Genomic DNA, 21,207 nt, shown 5'->3' with positions numbered 1-21,207 from the left:
TAAAGGAAAGGGTTATAAAAATCGGGCCTTAGGGGGCTAAGGTGAGGGTATGGACCTGGGGGAGAGACTAAAACTCTACGTCATAACCGACAGGCGGCTGAGGGACGAGGTATCGACCGTCCGGGACGCTCTGGAGGGGGGAGCAACCGCGATCCAGATGCGCATAAAGGACGCCCCCACGAGGGAGATGGTCGAGGTCGGGAAGAAGCTCAGAAAGCTCACGCTCGATTACGATGCCCTCTTCTTCGTGGACGACAGGGTGGACGTTGCCCTCGCCGTGGATGCGGACGGCGTTCACCTGGGGCCTGAAGACATGCCCGTCCCTCTTGTGAGGAAGATCGCCCCCGGTCTCATCATCGGGGCCTCCGTTCGCACCCCGGAGGAAGCTCTGAGGGCCGAGAGGGAGGGGGCCGATTACCTCGGCGTGGGGGCGGTGTTTCCCACGAGCACGAAGCCGGACGCACGTTACATAGGCCTCGACGGCCTCAGGGCGGTCCTGAAGGTGACCCGACTCCCGGTGGTGGCGATAGGCGGGATAAACCGCGAGAACGTGAGGGACGTTGTAAGGCTCGGCGTTAGCGGGGTGGCGGTTATCTCGGCCGTGGTTGGGGCCCCCGACGTTAAGAGGGCCACCATGGAGCTCAAACGCGAGGTGATGGGATGAGAACGGCCCTGACGATAGCCGGGAGCGACAGCGGGGGAGGGGCCGGAATAGAGGCCGACCTCAAAACCTTCGCCTCCTTCGGCGTTCACGGGCTCGTTGCTGTAACGGCCGTAACGGCCCAGAACACCCTCGAGGTGCGGGCAATCCACGGCGTACCCCCCGAGGTGGTGGCGGGCCAGATTGAGGCGGTGGTTGAAGATATCGGCGTTGATGCCGCAAAGACCGGGATGCTGGGCAACGGGGCCATAGTCAGGACCGTAGCTGAGGCAGTTGAGAAGTACAGCTTCCCTCTGGTCGTCGATCCCGTCATGGTAGCAACGAGCGGAAGGGCACTGCTCGAGGAAGACGCCGTGGAGGTGCTCAAAAATCGCCTGATACCCCTCGCCTCCGTGGTAACCCCCAACGTCCCGGAAGCCGAGCGCCTCACAGGGATCGAAATAAAAGGCCTGGAGGATGCCAGAAGGGCGGCGAGGTTCATCGTGGAGGAGCTCGGGGCGGGGGCGGCGGTGGTGAAGGGTGGACACCTCCGCCTCAACGAGGCGGTGGACGTTCTCTACCACAACGGGAGATACAGAGAATACAGGGGACCCCTTTTGAGGGGCTGCACCCACGGGACCGGCTGCTCCTTCTCGGCGGCGATAACCGCGAACCTCGCCCTTGGAAGGCCACTTGAGAAGTCCGTTCGGGAGGCAAAGAGGTTCGTTACGATGGGCATAAGGTACGGGATCCCCCTCGGCCACGGCCCCTGCCCGGTGAACCAGAACGCATGGCGGGACGTTCCAGCCCTGAGGTGGCGGATTTACGAGGAACTGAGCTTGGTGATGGAGAAGGTGGGCGATAACGCCATCCTCGCATGCTCCCCTCCCATGCCCTATGGAGCAGACCGGGAGAACGTGGCCGTCCTGAGGAACGGGAGGATAACCTTCGGTGCCCCCGAGGACATCTTCGACCTTCTGCTTCGAGAGGCGAAGAAAAAACCGGGAACGAGATGCCTCCTTCTCCTTGAGGGTAAGCCCATCTTCGGAACCTCGGCACGGGAGGTCCTTGAGAGGGCAGGGCTGGAATCTCGCCGATAGTTTTATCAACGTTACGGCCGTTATCTCAACGGTGGTTCGATGGAGGATCCCTACCTCTGGATGGAGAACCTTGAGGACGAGCGCCTTCTAAGGCTTGTGAAGGAGGAGAACAGGCGCTTCAGGGAGTTCGTGGGTGACCTGAGCGTGGAGCTGTTCCCTGAGGTCTGGAAGTACTATTCCATGCCCACTCTCTACGATGCGAATCTCACGGAGAGGGGAATTCTGGCGATGTACCGGCGGGGAAAGGAGCAGGTCATTCGATGGCTTGAAGGGGAGGAGGTCGTTAACTCCAGAGAACTCGAAAGGAAGATCGGAAAGGAGGTCCTTCTGCAGGGTTTCAACGTCGACAGGAAGGGGCAGTTCCTTGCCTACAGCTTCTCGATAGGCGGTGCCGACGAAGGAACCACCCGGATCGTGGATCTCGAGAGCGGAGAACTCATAGACGAGCTCACCTCCGTCTGGAACGTGACGTTCACGGAGGAAGGATTCTACTTCTCCCGCTTCTACAGACATGGAGAAACGCCCGACGGCGTGAAGGCACCCGCTGTAAGGCTCTTCTTCAAGGACGGGAGCGGGGAGAAAATGGTCTTCGGCGAGGGCCTCGGTTCCGGTTACTTTCTCTCGCTGAAGAAGAGCACCGACGGGAAGTGGGCCCTCCTGACGGTAACCTTCGGCTGGAACCGGGCGGACGTGTACGCTGGACCCATTGAAAGACCCGGGGAATGGAGAAAGGTCTACTCCTCCGATGTTCCGGCCACACCGATCGATGTCCTCAACGGCCGGCCCTACATCCTCACGAAGGAAGGGGGGGGTCTGGGAAAGGTCGTCCGCATCGAGGATAAAGGGGTGGAAGTGATTCCCGAGGGCGATTTTCCGCTTGAGTGGGCCGTTATAACGCGCGGGAGGATCCTAGCCGGCAGACTCGTGCACGCCAGCCACCGGCTCGAGGTTTACTCCCTCGAAGGGGAGAGGCTCGACGAGATAACCTTCGAAACTCCGGGCAGCGTTTATCCTCTCGACGGCGACGGGGAGAGGGTTCTTTTAAAGTACGAGAGTTTCACAGTTCCCTACAGGCTCTACAGCTTTGATGGAAATCTCAAAACTCTGGAGGAAGTTAAAGTCGAGGGCGACTTCACAGTTGAGGAGGATTTCGTACCTTCAAGGGACGGCACGAGGATCCACTACTTCCACGTGAAGGGAAGGGGAGACGAAAAGAAGGTCTGGGCCTTCGGCTACGGCGGTTTCAACATCTCCCTCACGCCAAGGTTCTTCCCGCAGGTCATACCGTTCCTCAAGCGCGGGGGGAGCTTCGTAATGCCCAACCTCCGCGGTGGTTCCGAGTACGGCGAGGACTGGCATCGCGATGGAATGAGGGAGAGAAAGGAGAACGTCTTTGAAGATTTCATAGCGGTTCTCGAGAGGTTCAGGGGCAGGGGTTATAGAATCGCCGCGTGGGGCAGAAGCAACGGGGGGCTGCTCGTTTCCGCAACGCTCACCAGAAGGCCCGACGTTATGGACGCGGCCCTGATAGGCTACCCGGTCATAGACATGCTCAGGTTCCACAGGCTCTACATCGGGAGCGTCTGGATCCCCGAGTACGGAAACCCCGATGATCCGAAGGACAGGGAGTTTCTCCTGAGGTACTCCCCCTACCACAACGTCAGGCCCGCCAAGTACCCGCCAACCCTGATATACACGGGCCTTCACGACGACCGCGTCCATCCCGGCCATGCCTTCAAGTTCTTCGCCCGGCTGAAGGAGCTCGGTGCCCCGGTTTACCTGCGGGTCGAGACGATGAGCGGCCACATGGGAGCATCGCCCGAAACGAGGGCGAGGGAACTGACGGACCTTCTGGCCTTTGTCCTCAGGAACCTTTAATTTTTTAAAACCTCGAAAGGTTCCTACATCGAAATGTTCTTATATCGAAAAGTTGAAGATCGGGGGGAACGATGAGCGACGAACGGATCTCAACGGGTATCCCGGGACTCGATGCCATGCTCCACGGGGGTCTGATACCGGGGAGGGCCTACCTCGTGAAGGGTGCCCCCGGAACGGGGAAGACCACTCTGGCGATGCACTTTGCCATGGCGGGAATAGCCAACGGCGAGGACGTTCTTTACGTTACCCTTGAGGAGCCCATCGATAACCTGAAACCGGACATGAGCAGAATGGGTTTCAGGGTGAACGACATAAGGCTCACCATCATAGACGCGACCCCGACCTCCGAACGCTACGTCCTCGTTAATGATTTCTTCGAGTCCTTCGCGAGCAGTATGGAAAAGATGACGAAGGCCATACTGGAGGAGCTCCAACTCAGGCCCTACAGAAGGATCATCCTCGATCCAATAAGCATGCTGAAAATCACGTCTCCAGAGGAGAAGGATTACAGAAGGGCCTTCCTTGGTTTCGTGAAGAGCATGAGCAAGAGGGGAATAACGGTTCTCATGACGTCGGAGTTACATAAAACGGACATCGAAGAATACCTCGTCAGCGGCGTTATGGAGATGAGGGCCTTCGACATACAGGGGACGCTCTACCGCGGGCTGAGAATCCTGAAGTTCAGGGGAAGCAGCTTCGATCACAGTATGAGGCCCTATGAGATAACCAATAGGGGAATAGTCGTCTACAAGGATCGGATTATCTCGCTACCCTGATATCATGGCCATTATCCTTCTGTGGAGCTGCTTTATCATCTCCCTCCTGTCCTCCATCAGGACCACGTCGCTCGAGCCTATCGCCTCGAGGTTGAAGGCAAAGGGGCTCGGAAGTTCGTGGTGCTCCACAACGATCCTTACCCTACCCTCCCCCACCAGATTGAGGAAGAACTCCGCGTTCTCAACGTCCATGCTGTCCTCGGTTATCTCCCTGTAGGCCTCCCTGAGGAGGGGAAATCCGGGATGGTTCTCCCTGAGGACCTTCAGCAGTGTAACCGCCATGACCTGCTGTCTGCCAAGCCTCTTCCTCCGCCCCACGTACCTCCTGAGGATGAGCAATCCGCGGTTGGCAACGTGACGGAAGCGTCTCTTCAGGAGCTCGGTGTTGTCAAGGGCGTTTTTGAGAACCTCCCGGAGGTCCGCGATCCTGAAGAGCTCCAGCAGTTCCTCCTCAGTCAGCCTTTTATCGGAAGGTAGGATAAGGGCGAAACCGTTGTCGTTTATGGCAACTCCAACGTTCGTTCCCTTCCTCTCGCTCACGAGGTACGCAAAGGCCCTGCTCAGGGCATCGTTGGCCCTCCGTCCTATCAGGGTATGGAAGAAGTACCTGTTGCGTTTATCTCCGAGAACCTCCTCCACCAGAACCGTTCGCTCATCCGGGATAGTTGAGTACTTCTCCTGCTCACGGAAGTAGGCCAGAATGGCCCTCGCGGCCCTTAGATCTATGCCGTACTTCTTCATCAGGAAACGCTCGGCCCGGGGGTTTTTGAGGAGCCCGGCTATTTCCCCCCTAAAGCGCTGAACGTCAAGGGCCAGATCAAAGCTCAGGGGGAGCATCTCCGAGAACCACGCCGGAATCGTGGGCTTCGCCCCCTCGCGGGGGACCACGTATATCCTGTTCCCCCTGCTCCTTAAGAACTCGTAGGTTCTCCCCCCCAGAACGAAGACGTCCCCTGGCATCAGTCTTTCCGCAAACTCCTCCTCAACCGTCCCGATCAACTGTTTATCGACTGTGTAAACCCTGATCTTTGCCTCGTCGGGTATCGTGCCCGTGTTCATGTAGTAGATCACCCTCGTCATCTTACCGCGCCTTCCGAACTTCCCGTCCTCGAGCCATATCTTTGCGTAGACCTTCCTCTCCTCGAGCCCCACGTATTCACCCGCTAAATAGCGCAGAACGCTCATGAAGTCCTCAAAGGGAAGATCCCTGTAGGGATAGGCGCGCTTCACTACTCTGTAGGCTTCTTCCACCTCCCATACCCTGTTTAGGGCCATTCCGAGGAGGTGCTGAGCCAGAACATCGAGCGGATTCCGGGGTATCCTTACCCTGTCCAGCCTTCGGTTTCTGGCGTTGTGGGCCAGAACCGTAACCTCGACGAGGTCATCCCTATCAAGGGCCAGTATTATGCCCCTGCTGACGTCGTGCAGCCTGTGGCCCGACCGTCCTATGCGCTGCAGGGCCCGGTTGACGCTCTTCGGTGAGCCTATGAGGACGACGAGGTCTATCGTTCCTATGTCTATACCGAGTTCAAGGCTCGTTGAAGTGACGACGGCCCTCAGCTCGCCCCTCTTGAGCTTCTCCTCCACATCGAGCCGGACGTCCCTCGAGAGGCTTGAGTGATGCGCCTCTACAAGGCCCTCGAACTCGGGATAGCGCTTCTTCAGGTTGTATGCCACCCTCTCGGCACCGCTCCTCGTGTTGGTGAAGATGAGCGTCGTCTTATGCTTTCTTATGAGCTCCGCGAGGCGCCTGTAAAGGGCGTTGCTTAACGTTCCCGCATCGGTGTAGATGAGATCGTCCACCACGCTCTCAACCCTTATTTCGGTCTGCTTGGCGAAGCTTACGTCAACTATAAGACCCGGTCTGGGCTCCCCGTTATCGTCGAAGCCAAACACGAACTTCGCCACTTCCTCAAGGGGATGGATCGTGGCGCTAAGCCCTATCCTCACGAAACCCTCCTCGCTCCAGCCGGCGAGCCTCTCGATGCTGAGCGAAAGGTGGGTTCCCCGTTTGTTCTCGGCCAGCGCGTGAACCTCATCCACGATGAGGTACCTTACCGTCCTGAGCCTCTCGCGGAACTTGGGTGCGTTGAGGGCTATCGCGAGGCTCTCGGGTGTTGTTATTAGAATGTGGGGAGGCCTCTTCAGCATCCGGGATTTTTCATAGCTCGACGTATCGCTCGTTCTTATCCCCACCCTGATTTCGGGGAGTTCCTGACCGAGCTCTTTCGCGACTTCCCTTATCTCCCTCAGGGGGACCTCGAGGTTCCTTTTGATGTCGTTGTTAAGGGCCCTCAGCGGTGAGACGTAGAGCACGTAGATTTTATCCTCGAGCCTTCCCTCCCTGCCCAGGAGTATGAGCTCGTTTATCGCCGATAGAAAAGCTGAGAGGGTCTTTCCGGAACCTGTGGGTGAGGAGATGAGCACGTTTTCACCCTTATGGATTTCCACGACGGCATAGCGCTGGGGAGGGGTGAAGGTTCCGAACTTCCCTTTGAACCACTCCCTAACCGGCTCGCTCAGTATTTCGAATATCTCCTCGTCCCCGTATTCCCTCTCGGCAAAGCGTATCCTCTCTTCCCCCATCGGTGATCGTTCTGGTTTTTGGTTTTTAAACTATTCGGTTAATCTAATAAACTTTTTAAGCCCAATGGAGAACCAAATTTGGTGGAAAGATGAAGCCCCTGGAAAGGATCGTAAAGGAGTTCAACGAACTCCACGGGAGCGAGGCCCGGGCGAGGATACTCAGGGTGGAAGGGAGAGAAGCCATCATCGAGTTCTCGGGCTCGTTCTGTGCGACCTGCGGCCTGTACGACTACTTCGAGGACATAAAGTGGGAGGCCATGGACTTCGGGCTTAAGATCGAGCCCGTGGAGGTTCTCAAGGGTGAGATGGACGGCTTCGAGCACGGGAGGTACGTGATCAGGTACAGGATCCTCGAATAAAGGTTAAAAATCCCCCGCCGAAGTCAGGGACATGAATCCCCTCCTCCCCTGCCTGCTCATAGTCATCCTGTGGGACGGATACTTCTTTCTCGGTTACCTCAAGGGTCTTTTGAGGGGTTACGCAACGAGGGACTGGACCCCCCGGGTTTCCATACTCATCCCGGCCTACAACGAGGAAAAAAACGTCCTTAAAGCTCTTGAATCGGCCCTTTCACAGGATTACCCCGATTTTGAGGTTATCCTCGTGGACGACGGGAGCGACGACGATACCCTCAGGGTGGCACGCTCCCTCACCTCCCCCCGGCTCAGGGTCTACAAGAAGGAACACGGCGGCAAGGCGGAGGCCCTCAACTTCGGTCTCTCAAGGGCATCGGGGGAGGTAATCGTAACCACGGACGCGGACAGCAGCCTCGAGCCGAAAGCCCTCAGGGAACTCGTGAAGCGCTTCCATTCGGACGATGTCCTCGGCGTCGGCGGGAGCGTCAGGGTGAGGGGAAGCTCCTTCCTCGAGATGGCCCAGGATGTCGAGCACCTGAGGATAGCGATGTTCAGACAAGCTAAGGAGCTCGAGGACCTGAGCCTCGCCCCGGGCCCCGTAGCGGCCTTCAGGAGGGAAGCTCTGGAGAGGATCGGGGGTTTCGTTGATGATGCCGTCGAGGACTACGCCACTACAAAGGCCGTTAAAACCCTCGGAAAGGTCGTCTACGCTCCACGCGCAAGGGTCTGGACCGAGATGCCGAAGAGCCTCTCGACCCTCTGGAAACAGAGAAAACGCTGGTTCCTCGGCGATCTGAAGAACCTCGGCGGCGGCTTCACCAAAGAGCTGACCTTCCTGCTCCTCTCGGATGTCGTGGCGCTTTTCGACCTGCTCATTCCCCTCCTTCTAATTACCGGTCGGCCCGGGCTCTTCGTCCTCTGGTGGTTGTTTGAGACGGCCACGATGCTTCCGGCCACGCTCTTCGAGGGCGGGAGGATCCTGAACCTCCTCCTCTTCCCGCTCCTTCTGTGGTTCTGGGCGGTCTTCTACCTCGTTCTACACCTCTACGGCTATGTCTCCCTTTTACTGGGGAGGGCCTGAGGCGGACACAGGCTTTTAAAGTCCCCGTCAAAGGTTCCAGAGGTGGTGAGGTTGAAGTTCAGGTTCGAGATTAAGGCGCGGGATGCCGCCGGAAGGATCGGAAAGCTTACCGTCAACGGCAGGACCGTGGAGACCCCGGCCATAATGCCGGTTATCAACCCGAAGCAGATGGTGGTAACGCCGGCCGAACTGAAGGAGATGGGATTCGGGATACTGATAACCAACTCCTACATAATCTACAAAACGCCCGAGCTCAGGGAGAGGGCCCTCGAACTCGGCATTCACCGGCTTCTCGATTACGATGGCATCGTCGAGGTCGATTCCGGCTCCTTCCAGCTCATGCGCTACGGGGACGTTGACGTTACGAACAGGGAGATAATCGAGTTTCAGGAGAGGATTGGAGTTGACGTGGGGACGTTTCTCGACATTCCAACCCCGCCGGATGCTCCAAGGGAAAAGGCCGAGGAGGATCTAAGAACAACCCTCGAGAGGGCCAGAGAGGCCGAGGAGATCAAAAATATCCCGATGAACGCCGCGGTTCAGGGGTCGAGCTACCCGGACCTCAGAACCCGCGCCGCCAGAAAGCTCAGCGAGATGAACTTCGAGATACACCCGATAGGTGCCGTGGTTCCTCTGATGGAGAGCTACCGCTACAGGGACCTCGTCGATGTGGTAATAGCCTCAAAGCTCGGCCTGAGGGCAGACAGGCCGGTACACCTCTTTGGAGCCGGCCACCCGATGATATTCGCCATGGCGGTGGCCATGGGGGTGGACCTCTTTGACTCGGCCAGCTACGTTCTCTACGCCCGGGACGACAGGTACATGACCCCCGAAGGAACGAAAAGGCTCGAGGAGCTGGAGTACTTTCCCTGCTCCTGTCCCGTATGCTCACGCCACACTCCCCAAGAACTCCGCGAGATGCCAAAGGAGGAGCGCACGAGGCTTCTGGCCCTTCACAACCTCTGGGTGATACGGGAAGAGCTCAACCGGGTGAAGCAGGCAGTGAGGGAGGGAACCCTGTGGGAGCTCGTTGACGAGCGGGCGAGGGGGCATCCCAAGCTCTTCGCGGCCTACAAACGCCTGCTCGAGTACCGCGAATACCTTGAAAAGAACGAACCCGTGACCAAGCCGGGCGCCTTTCTAAAGGTAAGCGAGGAGGCCATGAGGTGGCCAACGGTTTACCGCGCCAGAAAGAGGGCAGAGAGAGTTGCCGAAAGGTTCCCGGAAAGGATAAACCACCCGGTGTTCGGCGAGATTCCAAAGTACCTGAGCCTCAGCTACCCCTTCGCCCAGAGCGAAGGCGAGGAGGACTTCACGATAGAGAAGCTCTCAGGGGATGAGGTCAGGAACTACATTATGGCCATAGCGGAGTACCAGTTCGGAAGGGGAGCCGGCGAGGCCTTTAAGGACGCCTCCGTGGAGCTTTCGAGGAAGACCGGCATGCCGAGGCAGATAAAGGCGGGAGGAAAGCACCTCGCAACCTTCAGGGCCGAAGACGGGCTTCTGACCCTCGGCATAGAGGGAGCGAGAAGGCTCCACAGGGTTCTCCCCTTCCCGGGGATGAGGGTGGTCGTGAATGAGGACGCGGAGCCCTTCGCAAGGAAGGGGAAGAACGTGTTCGCCAAGTTCGTGGTGGATGCCGACGAAGGGATCAGACCCTACGACGAGGTGCTCGTGGTAAACGAGGAGGACGAGCTCCTCGCCACGGGGCAGAGCCTTCTCAACGGCGAAGAACTGAAGGTTTTCCGGAGCGGTCTTGCGGTTAAGGTTCGCAGGGGGATAGGGGGGTAAAATTTATAACCCCCACCCTTTCTCCTATTTCGGGCGGGCCCGTGGTCTAGTCTGGTTATGACGCCACCCTTACGAGGTGGAGGTCCGGGGTTCGAAGCCCCGCGGGCCCACCAGCTTCTCCCATAGCCTTCGAAGGGCCTTACGGGGAACCTCGAAACGATGCCATAAGGTTTTTATCCTTCCCCACGTTTACCTCACCGTAAAACCCGGGGAGGCATGATCATGGGGGTTGAAAAGGTTCCCAAATACGACATCCCGACCAGGAAGGTTGACTACGTTTTTATCGAGCTCGACCGGATGAAGCCCCACGAACAGCTCGTCCAGAAGGAACTCGAGGCGTTTATTGAGAGCGTCACCGGCTCCGGGATCTTCTGGAAGCCCATGCTCCTCGCAAAGGTTCCGGGGGAGGATCTTTACCTCATAGTTGACGGCCACCACCGCTGGGCCGGACTGCAGAGGCTCGGCGCCAAACGCGCCCCATCGGTGATCCTCGACTACTTCAGCGACGACGTCAAGGTTTACACGTGGTACCCGGCCTTCAGGGGGAGTCTCGAGGAGGTCATCGAGAGACTCAGGAAGGAGGGCCTCGAGGTCGTAGAGGACCCGGAAGCGGAGGAGAAGGCCGAAAGGGGAGAGATAGCTTTCGCCCTCGTTGGAGAGAAGAGCTTTGCCATACCCGGATCACTCGATGAGCAGAAAAAGGTCAGTAAAGTACTCGACGAAATGAGCGTTGAGGGAAGCATTGAGCTCATCTACTACGGTCTCAAAGAGGACGCGAGGGAGGACATGGCGAAGGGTGAGATAGATTACGTCTTCATCAGAAAGGCCCCGACCAAGGAAGAGGTGATGGAGCTCGTCAAGCGCGGCGAGGTTTACTCCCCCAAGACGACCAGACACGTGCTGCCCTTCAACCCGGACAAGATAGACGTCAAACTCGAGGAGCTGTTCTGAGGGTTTTCCTTTCTTTATCTTCAACAGGATAAAGGTGGCGGGAATGCTCAGGGGGCTTTTATTCGACGTTGACGAGACGCTCGTCTACTACGAGGGCTACGATCACAGGGAATGGTACGAGGGATGGGTTCTGCCGGAACTGAGAAAGAGGGGAATGGGGCTCGACTACGAAACCTACAGAAAGACGGTAACCGGTGAGCTTCCGAGGACCTACGTGGAGCGCTTTGGAGTGGATCCCGTGGAGTTCTGGAAAACTGTTGATAAAGCAAACCTAAAATACCGCATTGAAGCTGCAGAAAAAGGGAAGATAAAAGCCTTCCCGGATGTTAATGCTTTAAAAGAGCTCAAAAGAAGGGGATTAAAACTCGCTGCCGTCAGCAACGCCTCTCAGGACTGCGTGGAGTTTGTGCTGGACCTTTTCGACCTGAGGAAGCACTTCGACGCAGTTTTCGGAAAGGACTACTCGAACCTCGACGGCGTCAAGCCCAGCCCCTATCTAATCCAGAAGGCCCTTAAAGCTCTCGGATTGAAGCCCGAAGAGGCAATTGTGGTGGGGGACAGTTATCACGACGTGCTGGCCGGAAAGGGGGCCGGGGTGAAAGTGATCAACGTCACCCGCTTCGGGAAGGTCGAGGGAGCGGATTACTACGTTGAGGACCTCACAGAACTGATCGAGCTCGTAAAGAAAATTATGGGGAGTCAGTCCCCGTAGAACTCCTTCTCAAAGAAGGCCTAAATACCAAACTTCTCCTCGATGTAGGCCCTTAAAAGCTTCTTCGTGGCGAGGAGGCCCTCGATGTGCGTCCTCTCCATTCCGTGGCTTGCATGAACCCCCGGGCCCACGAGTGCCACCCTGACGTCCCAGCCAGCCCTAAGGGCGGCGGAACCATCGGAACCGTAGTAGGGGAAGACATCCACCACGTGGGGAACGTCGCGTTTCTCCGCCAGTTCGATGAGCTTCGTCGTCATCCCGTAGTCATAGGGACCGCTCGAATCCTTCGCCGCTATCGAAACGGCCGTCTCCTTGCCGGCGACCCCTTCACCAACCACGCCCATGTCCACAACGAGGAGCTCCTTCATGCTCCCGGGATACCCAGCAGAGCCGCCGTGACCAACCTCCTCGTAGGGCGAGAAGAAGAACGCCACGGGAAGGTCCCCAAGGGCGGATTTGAGATCGAGCATCAGGTCTATGAGAACCGCAACGCTCGCCTTATCGTCGAGGAAGTGAGCTTTAATGAAGCCGTTGACGTACTCAAACTTTGGATCAAAGGCTATGAAATCGCCGGGCCTGATGCCGAGCTTTTCAGTGTCCTCCTTCTTTTCAACGAGCTCATCGAGCCTTATATACATGTTTTCCTCTGTACGTTCCTTTTTGGCAGCCTCCCTGTTCACGTGGACGCTGGGGTTCCTTAGGAGGAGCGTTCCACGGTAGCGCTTTCCCGAGCGGGTGATTGTCGTGCAGTACTCACCCTCGAAGGCGGGAAGGTTCAGGCCACCTATTCTCGTGAAGCTCAGGTGTCCGTCCGGGAGGATTCCCCTCACCATCGCGCCGAGCGTGTCGACGTGAGCGGCCACCACGAGCTCCGGTTCGGGATGGTTCCCGGCCACGAGTGCACCTTTGTTCGTGTAGTACGTTCCTATCCCCTTCCCGTTCAGTAAGCTGGAGATCTGCTCCATAACCTCTCCCGTGTAACCGGTTGGGGAAGGTATCTCCAGAATCTCCCTGAGGAGGTTGACCACGCGTTCCATAGTCCCACCACCGAAAGATAGTGGAACCGTTAAAAAAGCCATCGGCTCATGGAAGGGTCAGGGAAGCAACGGCGAGGAAAAACACCAGTACAAGGAGCGTCAGAACCACCGTCACGCCTACCGCCTCCTCCGCCCTGAGGTCGTAGTGGGAAAGTATAACGTTCGCCATTATCGCCGGGGGCATGGAGGATTCCACGAGGACGGCAACGTACACATCACCGGAACCCCTCAGGGTCAGGAAGACGAAGAGGAACGGAAGAACGCTCCTGAAGAGCCCGACTTCAATCAGATGCCTCCACCTGAACTCCCTCAGGTTCATTATGGTGCCAAAGTACACCAGAAGCAGGGGTATGCTCCACCAGCCGATGGATTTGATGGGTTCTATCAGCCACCCCGGAAGACTCACCCCGAGAAGAACGAGGAAAAGGGCCAGAAGGTTTGCCACCGTCGGAGGAAACTTTAGGGCCCCGAGGAAGCTCTTCCTCAGCGAGGCCTTACCGCTCGAGTAATGGGCGGCTATGAAAGTCGCCAGTGGAAGGACTACGAGGCTGTTCGTGGTTGAGTAGAGTATGGCGGGAGTTATGTCATCGAGGAAGAGGCTCGCTATCGGAAAGCCCATCGCGGCCGTGTTGGGATAGGTTGAGAGTATCATGAGCGCCCCGGCCCACCTTTCATCGGAGACGAAAAGGCGGACGTAGGCGTAGGAGAAACCGAGGCTCAGGGCTATCACAAGGAAAACGTAGACGAAGACGGGCTTTATGCTTATGAGGTAATTCAGGTCCTTGCTGGCCACGTTGCCGAAAACGAAGAGCGTGAGGAGGAATCTGGTTGAGAACAGGTTGAGCCACCTGAATACGTCATCCCTCTTTATGAGTCTCTTAAGAACGTAGCCGAGGGCTATGAGGGCGAGCATCTCGTAGACGTCCATGGTTGAGACTTAGATTTAAGCGTTAAAACGTTTTTGGCACACAGGCCGATAAATTTATATATACCTCTCACCCCAGTTTAGTACAGAAAAATATACTACAAAAACCTGTACCCGGTGGTAGCATGGAAAACGATCTGAGGGCCCAGCTTGAGGAACTTAAGAAACGTCTGGAAGTGCTGGAGGAGAGCATAGATCCCGTGGACGAGATAATGCTCTCCCTCAAGACGCGCCTCAGACTGAAGCTCGAAGGGGGGACGCTCCCGGAGGTTGACGAGGAGAAGGCGGCAAAAATCCTGAAGGCCCTCGCCAATCCCGACAGGATAAGGATACTGAAGATGCTCTCCCGTGAGGACATGGGCTTCAAGGAGATAAAGGAAGCCCTGAAGGTCGAAAGCCCAACCGTTTCCCATCACCTGAAGCTCCTCGTAAGGACGGGAATGGTGAGGAAAACCGGTAAATACCGGATATCGCCCGACGGACGTTTGTTTTTGCGCCTGCTTGAGATAATAACCGCACTGGAGGTGGAAGAATGAGTTTTTACTGGAACCACAGAGCATTTGCCCATGAGAGCCCGAGGTTTAAACTCGCCGGGTATCTGAAGGCTATCGCGGCGGTGCTCCTCATCATCTGGCTTTTCAGGGACCCCCTCAGGCTTGGAAAATACAACGACTGGCTGGTTTATTCAATAGTTGCGCTCCTGTTTGCCTTCGAACTGCTGAGCGTGGGAAGGTGGTTCGGGGTAACGGTTAGCGGGGTAATCTTCGCCCTCGCCAAGGGCTCCTTCTGGACGAGCGTCTTCCTGTTCTTCGGCCGGTGGCTGGGAATGTCCGAAGAACTTCATGGTTACGCCGGAACGGCCTTTGCCTACTCGGTGGTCCTCGCCATAGCCGGGCTCCTGCTGGCGAAGTTCGACGAAAAGAGCCTCGATCTGAAGGTGGAGAGAAAGGCCTACGAGTTCAACGGGGCGGAGTTTGGCAACATCGGGCTCGAGGGGACCGGAAAGGCCTACCCGGTAAAGTTCGGGCGGAAGAGGGTTGGCTACGTCGTGGACGGGAACGTAACACTCCACGCCGAGACCCCCATCGGGAGGATAACCAGAAAACTCCTGAGCCCCTTCGTGGTCTGGACGGAGCGTGACATAGCCGGAAGGAAGGCTTCGGCAGATCCGGCCTTCGTGGAAAGGACGAACGAGCTCCTGAAGGTCGGGAAAATCTACCGGAAGGATAAGAAAGGCAACGCTGTCGATCTGGGGATAATCAAGGTCTACGAGGGCGAGGGCTTCGAGTACGTCAGGCTTCCCTTCATCGAGGTCATTGAAAGCCCCACGGGGGAAGAGGTCAGAATAGGCCCCCTGAGGTTCCGCGAGGGCACTCCTGAAACGATTCCCAAGGAGGCCATAACGGTCAGGGAGCTTCGCAACGGCTTCCAGCTGACGAAAGTGGGCGACAGGCTGATGGTCCAGACGGAGGAGTACTCCATCGAGGTCGAAGGCGAGAGGGTAACCTACAGAAGCGGGGACGAGGTGCTGAGCCTCGGCGAGACCGTTTCCCTGCGCTCCAGTGACATATCCGTGGTTGTCGGCAGGGGAAGGGCGAAGATACGCATAGGGGATGCGGTGATCTCCGCCCGGGAAGGGAGCGTGAGGATAAGGGCCGGCGGAAAGACCCACTACCTGAAGAACCCCGGAGCTTACAGGCTCGTCATGGACAAAGCCCGGGAAATAGTCGAGGAGCAGAGCGCCGGTTTGATAGAGGGCCTCGGAATAGACAGGACGCTGCTCCGGAAGCGCGTGAGGGAACTCCTCGACGAGCTGACCGGATACCTCGAGTAACGTCCCTTCGATTTCCTTTTTTGGATGATGTAAGCGGAGGGAGGGGGATGATGTTCGAGAACGTTGAAGAGGTGGAATTGAGGGGCATCAACGCCCGGATGAGGGTTGAGGGATGGGAGAGCGATATCGTGGAGGTTAACTACGTCACCCACGGCAGGGTTAAGGTGAAGACAGAGCTGAAGGGAAGGAAGCTCATCGTAAGGGAGGAACCCGAAAGGAGGATTTTCGGCCTGAACTCCGGAGGAGCCGAGATAGAGGTAAAACTTCCGGTGAATGTCCCTTTGAAGGTCAGGAACGTCAACGGAACCGTCATCATAAGGGGGTGCAGGGCGGAGTATCTGGACACCATCAACGGCGAAATCGATGCCCGGTTTACCATTGCCGGCCCCCTCAGGGCCAGAACCGTCAACGGAAGGCTTAATATCGTCCTGGAAGAGATCGAAGGGGACATCGATGTGAGCACGGTAAACGGGGACGTGAACATTCGGCTCTCGGACTTCTGCGATGCGAGGATAAGCGTTAGGAGGGTCAACGGTAGCGTGCGGTTCGTTGGAATCGATCCGGAGGAGCCGTTGATAGGCTCCGGAACCTACAAGGTGGAGGTGAAGACCGTAAACGGCAGCGTGAGTGTTGAGCTTGCACCCCAGCCATAGCGGGTGAAGGGAATGAAAGGACCCGGCAGGAACTTCTGGCTCTTCGCCATCGGACGCTTTGTCAGTGAGCTCGGCTGGGCGGTGCAGGAGGTTGCGCTGCCCCTCTACGTCCTCGACAGAACCGGAAGCGGAACGGTGATGACCCTCTTCGTTCTGGCCGATGTAATCCCCTCCATGATAGTCATGCCCTTCGCGGGTGTCGTGGGTGACCGCTACAACAGAAAGAGACTCATGGTGGGTTTTGACCTCGCGAGGGGCCTTCTCCTTTTTGGCGTTGTGGCCCTCAACTTCCTCGGGGTATACCAGCTCCTCCCCGTTCAGGTTATCATGGCCCTCATGGGAACGTTCTTCGGCGCCGCCACGAGCGCGATGTTCCCCGATCTTGTGGAACCGGACGAGCTTGAGAGGGCCAACTCAACCGTCAGCTCTTTCTCCGTGATAGCCTGGCTCGTAGGCCCTGCCCTCGGTGGGGTTATCTACACCCTCGGCGGGATAAGGCTGGCCATACTGATAAACGCGGTCAGCTTCTTCGGTTCCGGTCTGTTTGAGGCCCTGATACGATACGAATGGAAGACGAGGGGCCTCGAAAGTGCCCGGCAGGTAGTGGAGGACTTGAAGGAAGGTCTCGCGTTTCTGCGTTCCAGCCGTTACCTCATGGTGCTGCTCGGCTTCATCCTCTTCATAAACGCCGTTGACCGGCCCCTTAGCGCGGTCATAATGCCCTACGCCTTCAGGGTCGTCCTCAGGTTTACGGGCAGACAGTTCGGACTGCTCGAGAGCGCCTTCATGGGCGGCATGCTCCTCGGGAACTTCATCGTGGCGGTGAAGCTCGGAAAGAAAGCCGGGAGGTATCTCTTCAAGGCGCTGGCCATCAGCGAACTCCTGATGCTGAGTTTCGTGGGGCTCATCTCCCCGCTGATAGCCATCCCCCGGGATTCCGCGTTTATGGTACTGGCAACACTGGGGGTGCTCTTAGGCGTAAGCAGCGCGATAATCAACGTCCCCCTCAACGCAAAGGTTCAGCGGGCGATCCCAACGGAGCTCAGAAGCCGGGTGTTCTCCGCTCTGGCCCTTCTTGCGAACGTCTCGGCACCCCTTGGTCTCATCGTGGTGGGTCCACTGGTCGATCGTTACGCCGCCTGGAAGGTCACCCTCGCCATCTGGGTGGTTGAGGCCGTCGTGATAGCCTGCTATTACGTCAGATACAGAAAAATACTGCTGGAAGACGGTGAAAAGGGGGAAGCCGTCACTGAAAGTTCTTAACCTCCCTCAACTTCCCCTCCCTCTTCTCGATGGCCCTTGCCATCAGGAAGAGGAGATCGCTGAGCCTGTTAAGGTAAACGAGTGCGTCATGGCCGATACCGTACTCGAGGACGAGCTTTGCGACCCTCCGCTCGGCCCTCCTCGTAACGGCCCTGCAGACGTCAAGCTTTGCACTGGCGACGGTCGACCCCGGAAGGACGAAGGACTTCAGCTGAACTTCCCCCTCGTACCTCTCTATGAGCTCCTCGAGCCACTGGATATCCCCGGGCTCAATTTTCCTGTAACTTCCCCTGCTGGCGAGTTCCGCCATGATATCGTAGAGCCTGAGCTGGATCCTCTCGATGGTAGCCCTCATGTCCTCCGGGAGGTGGTGCTTTGCCTCCCCGAGGAAGCTGTCCAGCTCGTCTATGGTGCCGTTGGCCTCGATAATCGGGGAGGACTTGGCGATCCTGTCCCCCGTAAAGAGACCCGTCAAACCCTTATCTCCGGTTTTGGTCGTCACGGGCATGGTACCACCCTCGAAGTTTCGGCATAGGATTTTTATCCTTTTGGGGCCGGAAAGAAAACTATTTATAGGATCTCCACCATCCCCTCCCGGTGGTTTCATGAGAAAACAGGCGCTGGTTATATTGCTGGTACTTATTCTGGGTGCTGTACCCTCATGGTACGTTAAACCGGCTGCGGCAGATACGTACGTCCCGATCGTGGAACTAAACCAGAACTTCGATGATTATGCCTACCACGGCGATATCGTGACCACGGGCGTGGTGACCTACGTGGACGAGGATGGCTTCATGATCCAGAACGGGAGCGGTCCCTACACGGGCATCTACGTCTACACCAAATACTATAACGAAGGCGATCCGGTCCAAGAGGGAGACGTGGTTGAAGTTAAAGGTTACCCGAAGTACTACAGCGGTCTCCGGGAACTCTCGGTGAGTTCCAGATACAACGAATATTACAGCGTTATCGGCAGTTCTTCCCTCCCCGAGCCCTTCGTCATACCCACGGCCAACTACAGCGATTCCAGATACCAGAGCGTTCTGGTTAAGTTCGTGGACGCGAACATCACCGGAAGAGCGGACAGCTGGTACACCAAGCTGTGGATAGACGACGGAAGCGGTGAAGCCTACGTGTTTTCAGACGAAAACCTCCCGGATGAGCTTGAACCGGGGGCCCGGTTCAAGTACTTCATCGGGGTCATCTACGTTTACGTTGACAAGAACAAGAACAGTATTTACGAGGTTCATCCGGTTGAGTACCTGCTCTACAACCCTGATGTCAAGATAGAGAACGTTGAGCACGGGCCCTTCCTGAAGGACGTTCCAACGAAGGTCAGCGTTACGGTGGTCAACAACGGTAGCAACACCGCCAACGTAACGTTCTCAGCTGCCTTCGAAGGGGTTACCGTTTACTCCACGGAATTCACACTGGAGGGAAGCGAAAAGAAGGTCGTCGAGTTCTACGTGACGCCCTCAACCCTTGGTAGCCACACCCTGAAGATCACCGTGGAGGAGAGCCAGAAGGTAATACCCGTTAAGGTCATCCTCAATCCGTTTCAGGTCTCCTACGGCATCACCCCCTACTACGAGAGGCTTTACGTCAGGGAGATGGCCAACGTAACGCCCCTATACGAGAACTTCACCTCCCTCGTGGAGGAGCTCACCTCCTGCGGCGTCAACCTCGGGGACATCGAGGGGAAGGTGAAGGAGATCAACGCCACGATGAACGAGATCGAGAAGGAGTACTCGATCTACACCACCCTGAAGAATCTTCTCATAGAACAGGAACCCGGGCTGAAAGTCTACCATTACATGCTTATGGTCCACGTAAGAAAGGCGGCACTGCTGAGCAGGAAGGTGCAGGATGACCTCGAGTTCGTCCTCCCCATCCTTCAGAAGACCTACGACAAGGTGGAGCCGAGCTGCCATCCGGTCGTGCCCGGAAACGAGACCTCGAACCAGACGAACGTAACCCCCTCAAACCAGACCAACGTAACTCCCTCAAACCAGACGAACGTTACTCCCTCGACCAACGTAACCATCAGGATAACCAAAGTTCTGATAGACGCCTCCCACGGCCAGTACTACAACCCGACCAAGACGGACCAGAACGGCATGTCAACGCTCATTGACAACATCAAAAACGAACTCGGCTGGATAGTCGAAGTGAACACCGAGCCCATAACCTACGAGAAGCTCAAGGATTACGATGTGCTGATAATCACCAATCCGAGCGAGGACATAACCGACGAGGAAGCGGCAGCCATAAAGCAGTTCGTGGAAGAGGGAGGAGGCCTGTTCATACTCGGGGATAGCTACTACGGCCACGTCTACTACAAGAGCCTCAACAGGGTCGTGGGCGATTACGGAATCAGCTTCAACAACGACGAACTCATGGACGATGACGTCAACACCGGAAGGGCATGGTTCCCGCTCGTCGGCGTGTACAACCTCGACCACCCGGCCATGAAGTTCCTCACGGAGGAGGACCAGCTTTACTACAACGGCGACACGCTAACGATTACCGGAAAGGCAGTCTGGCTCATCAGGGGTTACGAGACGTCCTACTCCGAGGACGAAGACGGCAACATCGTCTACGAGAAGGGTTCGAAGCCCGTCGTGGCCGCGGCCGTGGAAGCTGGAGAAGGAAGGGTGGTTGCTTACGGTTCGAGCAGGGCCATAAGCGACGCCTACTACGGCCACTACATAAACACCAACTGGCCCTTCGTCAAGGGCGTCCTGCTCTGGCTCGCCCACGAAGAGTGAGTCCCTTTTATTTCTCTTTTGTTAGACCTCCTTAGGCGGCACGAGGATCCCGAGCTCGGTTATTACGCCCCTAACGTACCTCCATGGGGTAACGTCGAAGAGGAAGTTCCTCACCCGGTAGCCCATCCTAACGTAAGGCCTTTCGACGATCTCAACCTCCTCCGAGGTCAGCCGGGGATGGACCTTGAAGCTCTCCGCGGCAACGTAGAAGGGAACCCCAGCGTCGTGGCAGGCCAGCGAAAGGAGGTAAGTTCCGGCCTTGTTAACAACGGCTCCATCGCGGGTTACGCTGTCCGCACCAACGAGCGACAGCGTGGCCTCCCGGGTGAAGAGACCGAGCTGGGCGTCAGTTATCACCTCGAAGGGAACTTCCATGGCCTCGAGCTCCCGCGCGAGGGCGAGACCCTCGAAGTCGGGGGAGCTCTCCGTCAGCACAACCCTGAAGTGCCTCCCCTTCTTCCTTGCGGTTTTAAAAATCTCGAGAACCGCTGACGAGAAGGAGTGCGTGATGACAACCTCGCCTTCGTCTATCAGCTCGCTCCCTATGTTGCCTATCTCCCTCCGGGCTTCCTCCCCGAGCCTGATGAACTCCATGGCTTTAGCCCTCACGAACTCCGGGTTCTCCGTCACGGGTACGAAGCGTGAGAGGTTGTAGAGGGAAGCCATGGTGGGGTTCACGGCCGGGATTTTACGCCTCATCTCCTCGAGAGCCTCCCTGAGCTCATCGCCCTCGAGGAGTTGGGATAAAAGCACATAGGCCTCAGCACCCCTTCTGGCGAGCCAGCTGGCGCCCTTTATGCGCTCGGCGCGCATTTCCTCGAGTATCGAGAGAACTTCCGGCGGAATCATGCGGACA

Annotated in this window: 19 protein-coding genes and 1 tRNA gene; 15 read left to right on the top strand and 5 right to left on the bottom strand. The window is 57.1% G+C overall.

The annotated features are described in order from the left end of the window. Nucleotides 1-49: 49 nt before the first annotated feature. The 4 genes from thiE to A3L12_RS05230 all read left to right on the top strand — a co-directional run bounded on the left by thiE (nt 50) and on the right by A3L12_RS05230 (nt 4,394). Complete coding sequence (gene thiE, locus A3L12_RS05245) at nt 50-664, top strand: thiamine phosphate synthase (protein WP_088882638.1); 615 nt, start codon at nt 50-52, stop codon at nt 662-664. After that, nucleotides 661-1,740, top strand: a complete 1,080-nt coding sequence (thiD, locus tag A3L12_RS05240; RefSeq protein ID WP_088882637.1) for a bifunctional hydroxymethylpyrimidine kinase/phosphomethylpyrimidine kinase — start codon at nt 661-663, stop codon at nt 1,738-1,740. The genes thiE and thiD overlap by 4 nt, the downstream gene beginning before the upstream one ends. A 39-nt stretch (nt 1,741-1,779) precedes the next feature. Next, a complete protein-coding gene (locus tag A3L12_RS05235; protein WP_088882636.1) occupies nt 1,780-3,618 on the top strand; it encodes a prolyl oligopeptidase family serine peptidase in 1,839 nt (612 codons plus the stop codon). A 71-nt stretch (nt 3,619-3,689) separates the two neighbouring features. After that, entirely contained in the window at nt 3,690-4,394 is a 705-nt protein-coding gene (locus tag A3L12_RS05230) for an ATPase domain-containing protein (protein ID WP_088882635.1), read from the top strand. Here the strand turns inward: A3L12_RS05230 and A3L12_RS05225 are convergent. Then, on the bottom strand, nt 4,386-6,980 hold the full coding sequence (locus A3L12_RS05225) for an ATP-dependent helicase (protein WP_088882634.1): 2,595 nt from the start codon (nt 6,978-6,980) through the stop codon (nt 4,386-4,388). The two genes, A3L12_RS05230 and A3L12_RS05225, sit on opposite strands and share 9 nt — an antisense overlap. A gap of 89 nt (nt 6,981-7,069) precedes the next feature. Between A3L12_RS05225 and A3L12_RS05220 the strand changes: the two genes are divergently transcribed. From A3L12_RS05220 to A3L12_RS05195, 6 genes are all read left to right on the top strand, one after another. Then, nucleotides 7,070-7,339, top strand: a complete 270-nt coding sequence (locus A3L12_RS05220) for a hypothetical protein (protein ID WP_088882633.1) — start codon at nt 7,070-7,072, stop codon at nt 7,337-7,339. 31 nt (nt 7,340-7,370) lie between these two features. Next, nucleotides 7,371-8,417 carry a glycosyltransferase family 2 protein gene (locus A3L12_RS05215; RefSeq protein ID WP_088882632.1) on the top strand — a complete coding sequence of 349 codons (1,047 nt, stop codon included), beginning with the start codon at nt 7,371-7,373 and terminating at the stop codon, nt 8,415-8,417. 51 nt (nt 8,418-8,468) lie between these two features. Next, nucleotides 8,469-10,208, top strand: a complete 1,740-nt coding sequence (tgtA, locus tag A3L12_RS05210) for a tRNA guanosine(15) transglycosylase TgtA (protein WP_088882631.1) — start codon at nt 8,469-8,471, stop codon at nt 10,206-10,208. A 35-nt stretch (nt 10,209-10,243) separates the two neighbouring features. Further along, nucleotides 10,244-10,321, top strand: a tRNA-Val gene (locus A3L12_RS05205). A 109-nt stretch (nt 10,322-10,430) separates the two neighbouring features. Then, entirely contained in the window at nt 10,431-11,159 is a 729-nt protein-coding gene (serK, locus tag A3L12_RS05200; protein ID WP_088883224.1) for an L-serine kinase SerK, read from the top strand. A gap of 43 nt (nt 11,160-11,202) precedes the next feature. Continuing rightward, a complete protein-coding gene (locus A3L12_RS05195; protein ID WP_088882630.1) occupies nt 11,203-11,871 on the top strand; it encodes an HAD family hydrolase in 669 nt (222 codons plus the stop codon). A 20-nt stretch (nt 11,872-11,891) separates the two neighbouring features. On the opposite strand, the gene A3L12_RS05190 is transcribed toward A3L12_RS05195, so the two are convergent. Both A3L12_RS05190 and A3L12_RS05185 read right to left on the bottom strand, forming a co-directional pair. Further along, a complete protein-coding gene (locus A3L12_RS05190; RefSeq protein ID WP_088882629.1) occupies nt 11,892-12,908 on the bottom strand; it encodes a M42 family metallopeptidase in 1,017 nt (338 codons plus the stop codon). Between the two features lie 46 nt (nt 12,909-12,954). After that, entirely contained in the window at nt 12,955-13,836 is an 882-nt protein-coding gene (locus A3L12_RS05185) for an AEC family transporter (protein WP_088882628.1), read from the bottom strand. Between the two features lie 122 nt (nt 13,837-13,958). Here A3L12_RS05185 and A3L12_RS05180 point away from each other — a divergent pair, with 122 nt between their 5' ends. The 4 genes from A3L12_RS05180 to A3L12_RS05165 are packed head-to-tail and all read left to right on the top strand — an operon-like array spanning nt 13,959 to nt 17,583. Then, nucleotides 13,959-14,369 carry a helix-turn-helix transcriptional regulator gene (locus A3L12_RS05180; RefSeq protein WP_088882627.1) on the top strand — a complete coding sequence of 137 codons (411 nt, stop codon included), beginning with the start codon at nt 13,959-13,961 and terminating at the stop codon, nt 14,367-14,369. Next, nucleotides 14,366-15,667 carry a hypothetical protein gene (locus A3L12_RS05175; protein ID WP_088882626.1) on the top strand — a complete coding sequence of 434 codons (1,302 nt, stop codon included), beginning with the start codon at nt 14,366-14,368 and terminating at the stop codon, nt 15,665-15,667. Before A3L12_RS05180 ends, A3L12_RS05175 begins: the two co-directional genes overlap by 4 nt. A gap of 47 nt (nt 15,668-15,714) precedes the next feature. Continuing rightward, on the top strand, nt 15,715-16,320 hold the full coding sequence (locus A3L12_RS05170) for a DUF4097 family beta strand repeat-containing protein (RefSeq protein WP_088882625.1): 606 nt from the start codon (nt 15,715-15,717) through the stop codon (nt 16,318-16,320). A 12-nt stretch (nt 16,321-16,332) separates the two neighbouring features. Next, nucleotides 16,333-17,583, top strand: coding sequence for an MFS transporter (locus A3L12_RS05165; RefSeq protein WP_088882624.1), 1,251 nt, complete (start codon nt 16,333-16,335; stop codon nt 17,581-17,583). Here A3L12_RS05165 and A3L12_RS05160 read toward each other — a convergent pair. Then, a complete protein-coding gene (locus tag A3L12_RS05160) occupies nt 17,567-18,091 on the bottom strand; it encodes a cob(I)yrinic acid a,c-diamide adenosyltransferase (RefSeq protein ID WP_088882623.1) in 525 nt (174 codons plus the stop codon). The two genes, A3L12_RS05165 and A3L12_RS05160, sit on opposite strands and share 17 nt — an antisense overlap. 97 nt (nt 18,092-18,188) lie before the next feature. Between A3L12_RS05160 and A3L12_RS05155 the strand changes: the two genes are divergently transcribed. Beyond that, the gene (locus A3L12_RS05155) at nt 18,189-20,351 is read left to right on the top strand and encodes a DUF4350 domain-containing protein (protein WP_088882622.1); all 2,163 of its coding nucleotides are present in this window, start codon (nt 18,189-18,191) and stop codon (nt 20,349-20,351) included. A 21-nt stretch (nt 20,352-20,372) separates the two neighbouring features. On the opposite strand, the gene A3L12_RS05150 is transcribed toward A3L12_RS05155, so the two are convergent. Then, nucleotides 20,373-21,200 carry a translation initiation factor IF-2B subunit alpha gene (locus tag A3L12_RS05150; RefSeq protein WP_088882621.1) on the bottom strand — a complete coding sequence of 276 codons (828 nt, stop codon included), beginning with the start codon at nt 21,198-21,200 and terminating at the stop codon, nt 20,373-20,375. Nucleotides 21,201-21,207 lie beyond the last annotated feature (7 nt).

This window comes from Thermococcus sp. P6 (assembly GCF_002214525.1).
Classification (GTDB): Archaea; Methanobacteriota_B; Thermococci; order Thermococcales; family Thermococcaceae; genus Thermococcus.
Note: the sequence above shows the minus strand (reverse complement) of the source record. Positions and strands in the feature narration are given on the sequence as shown.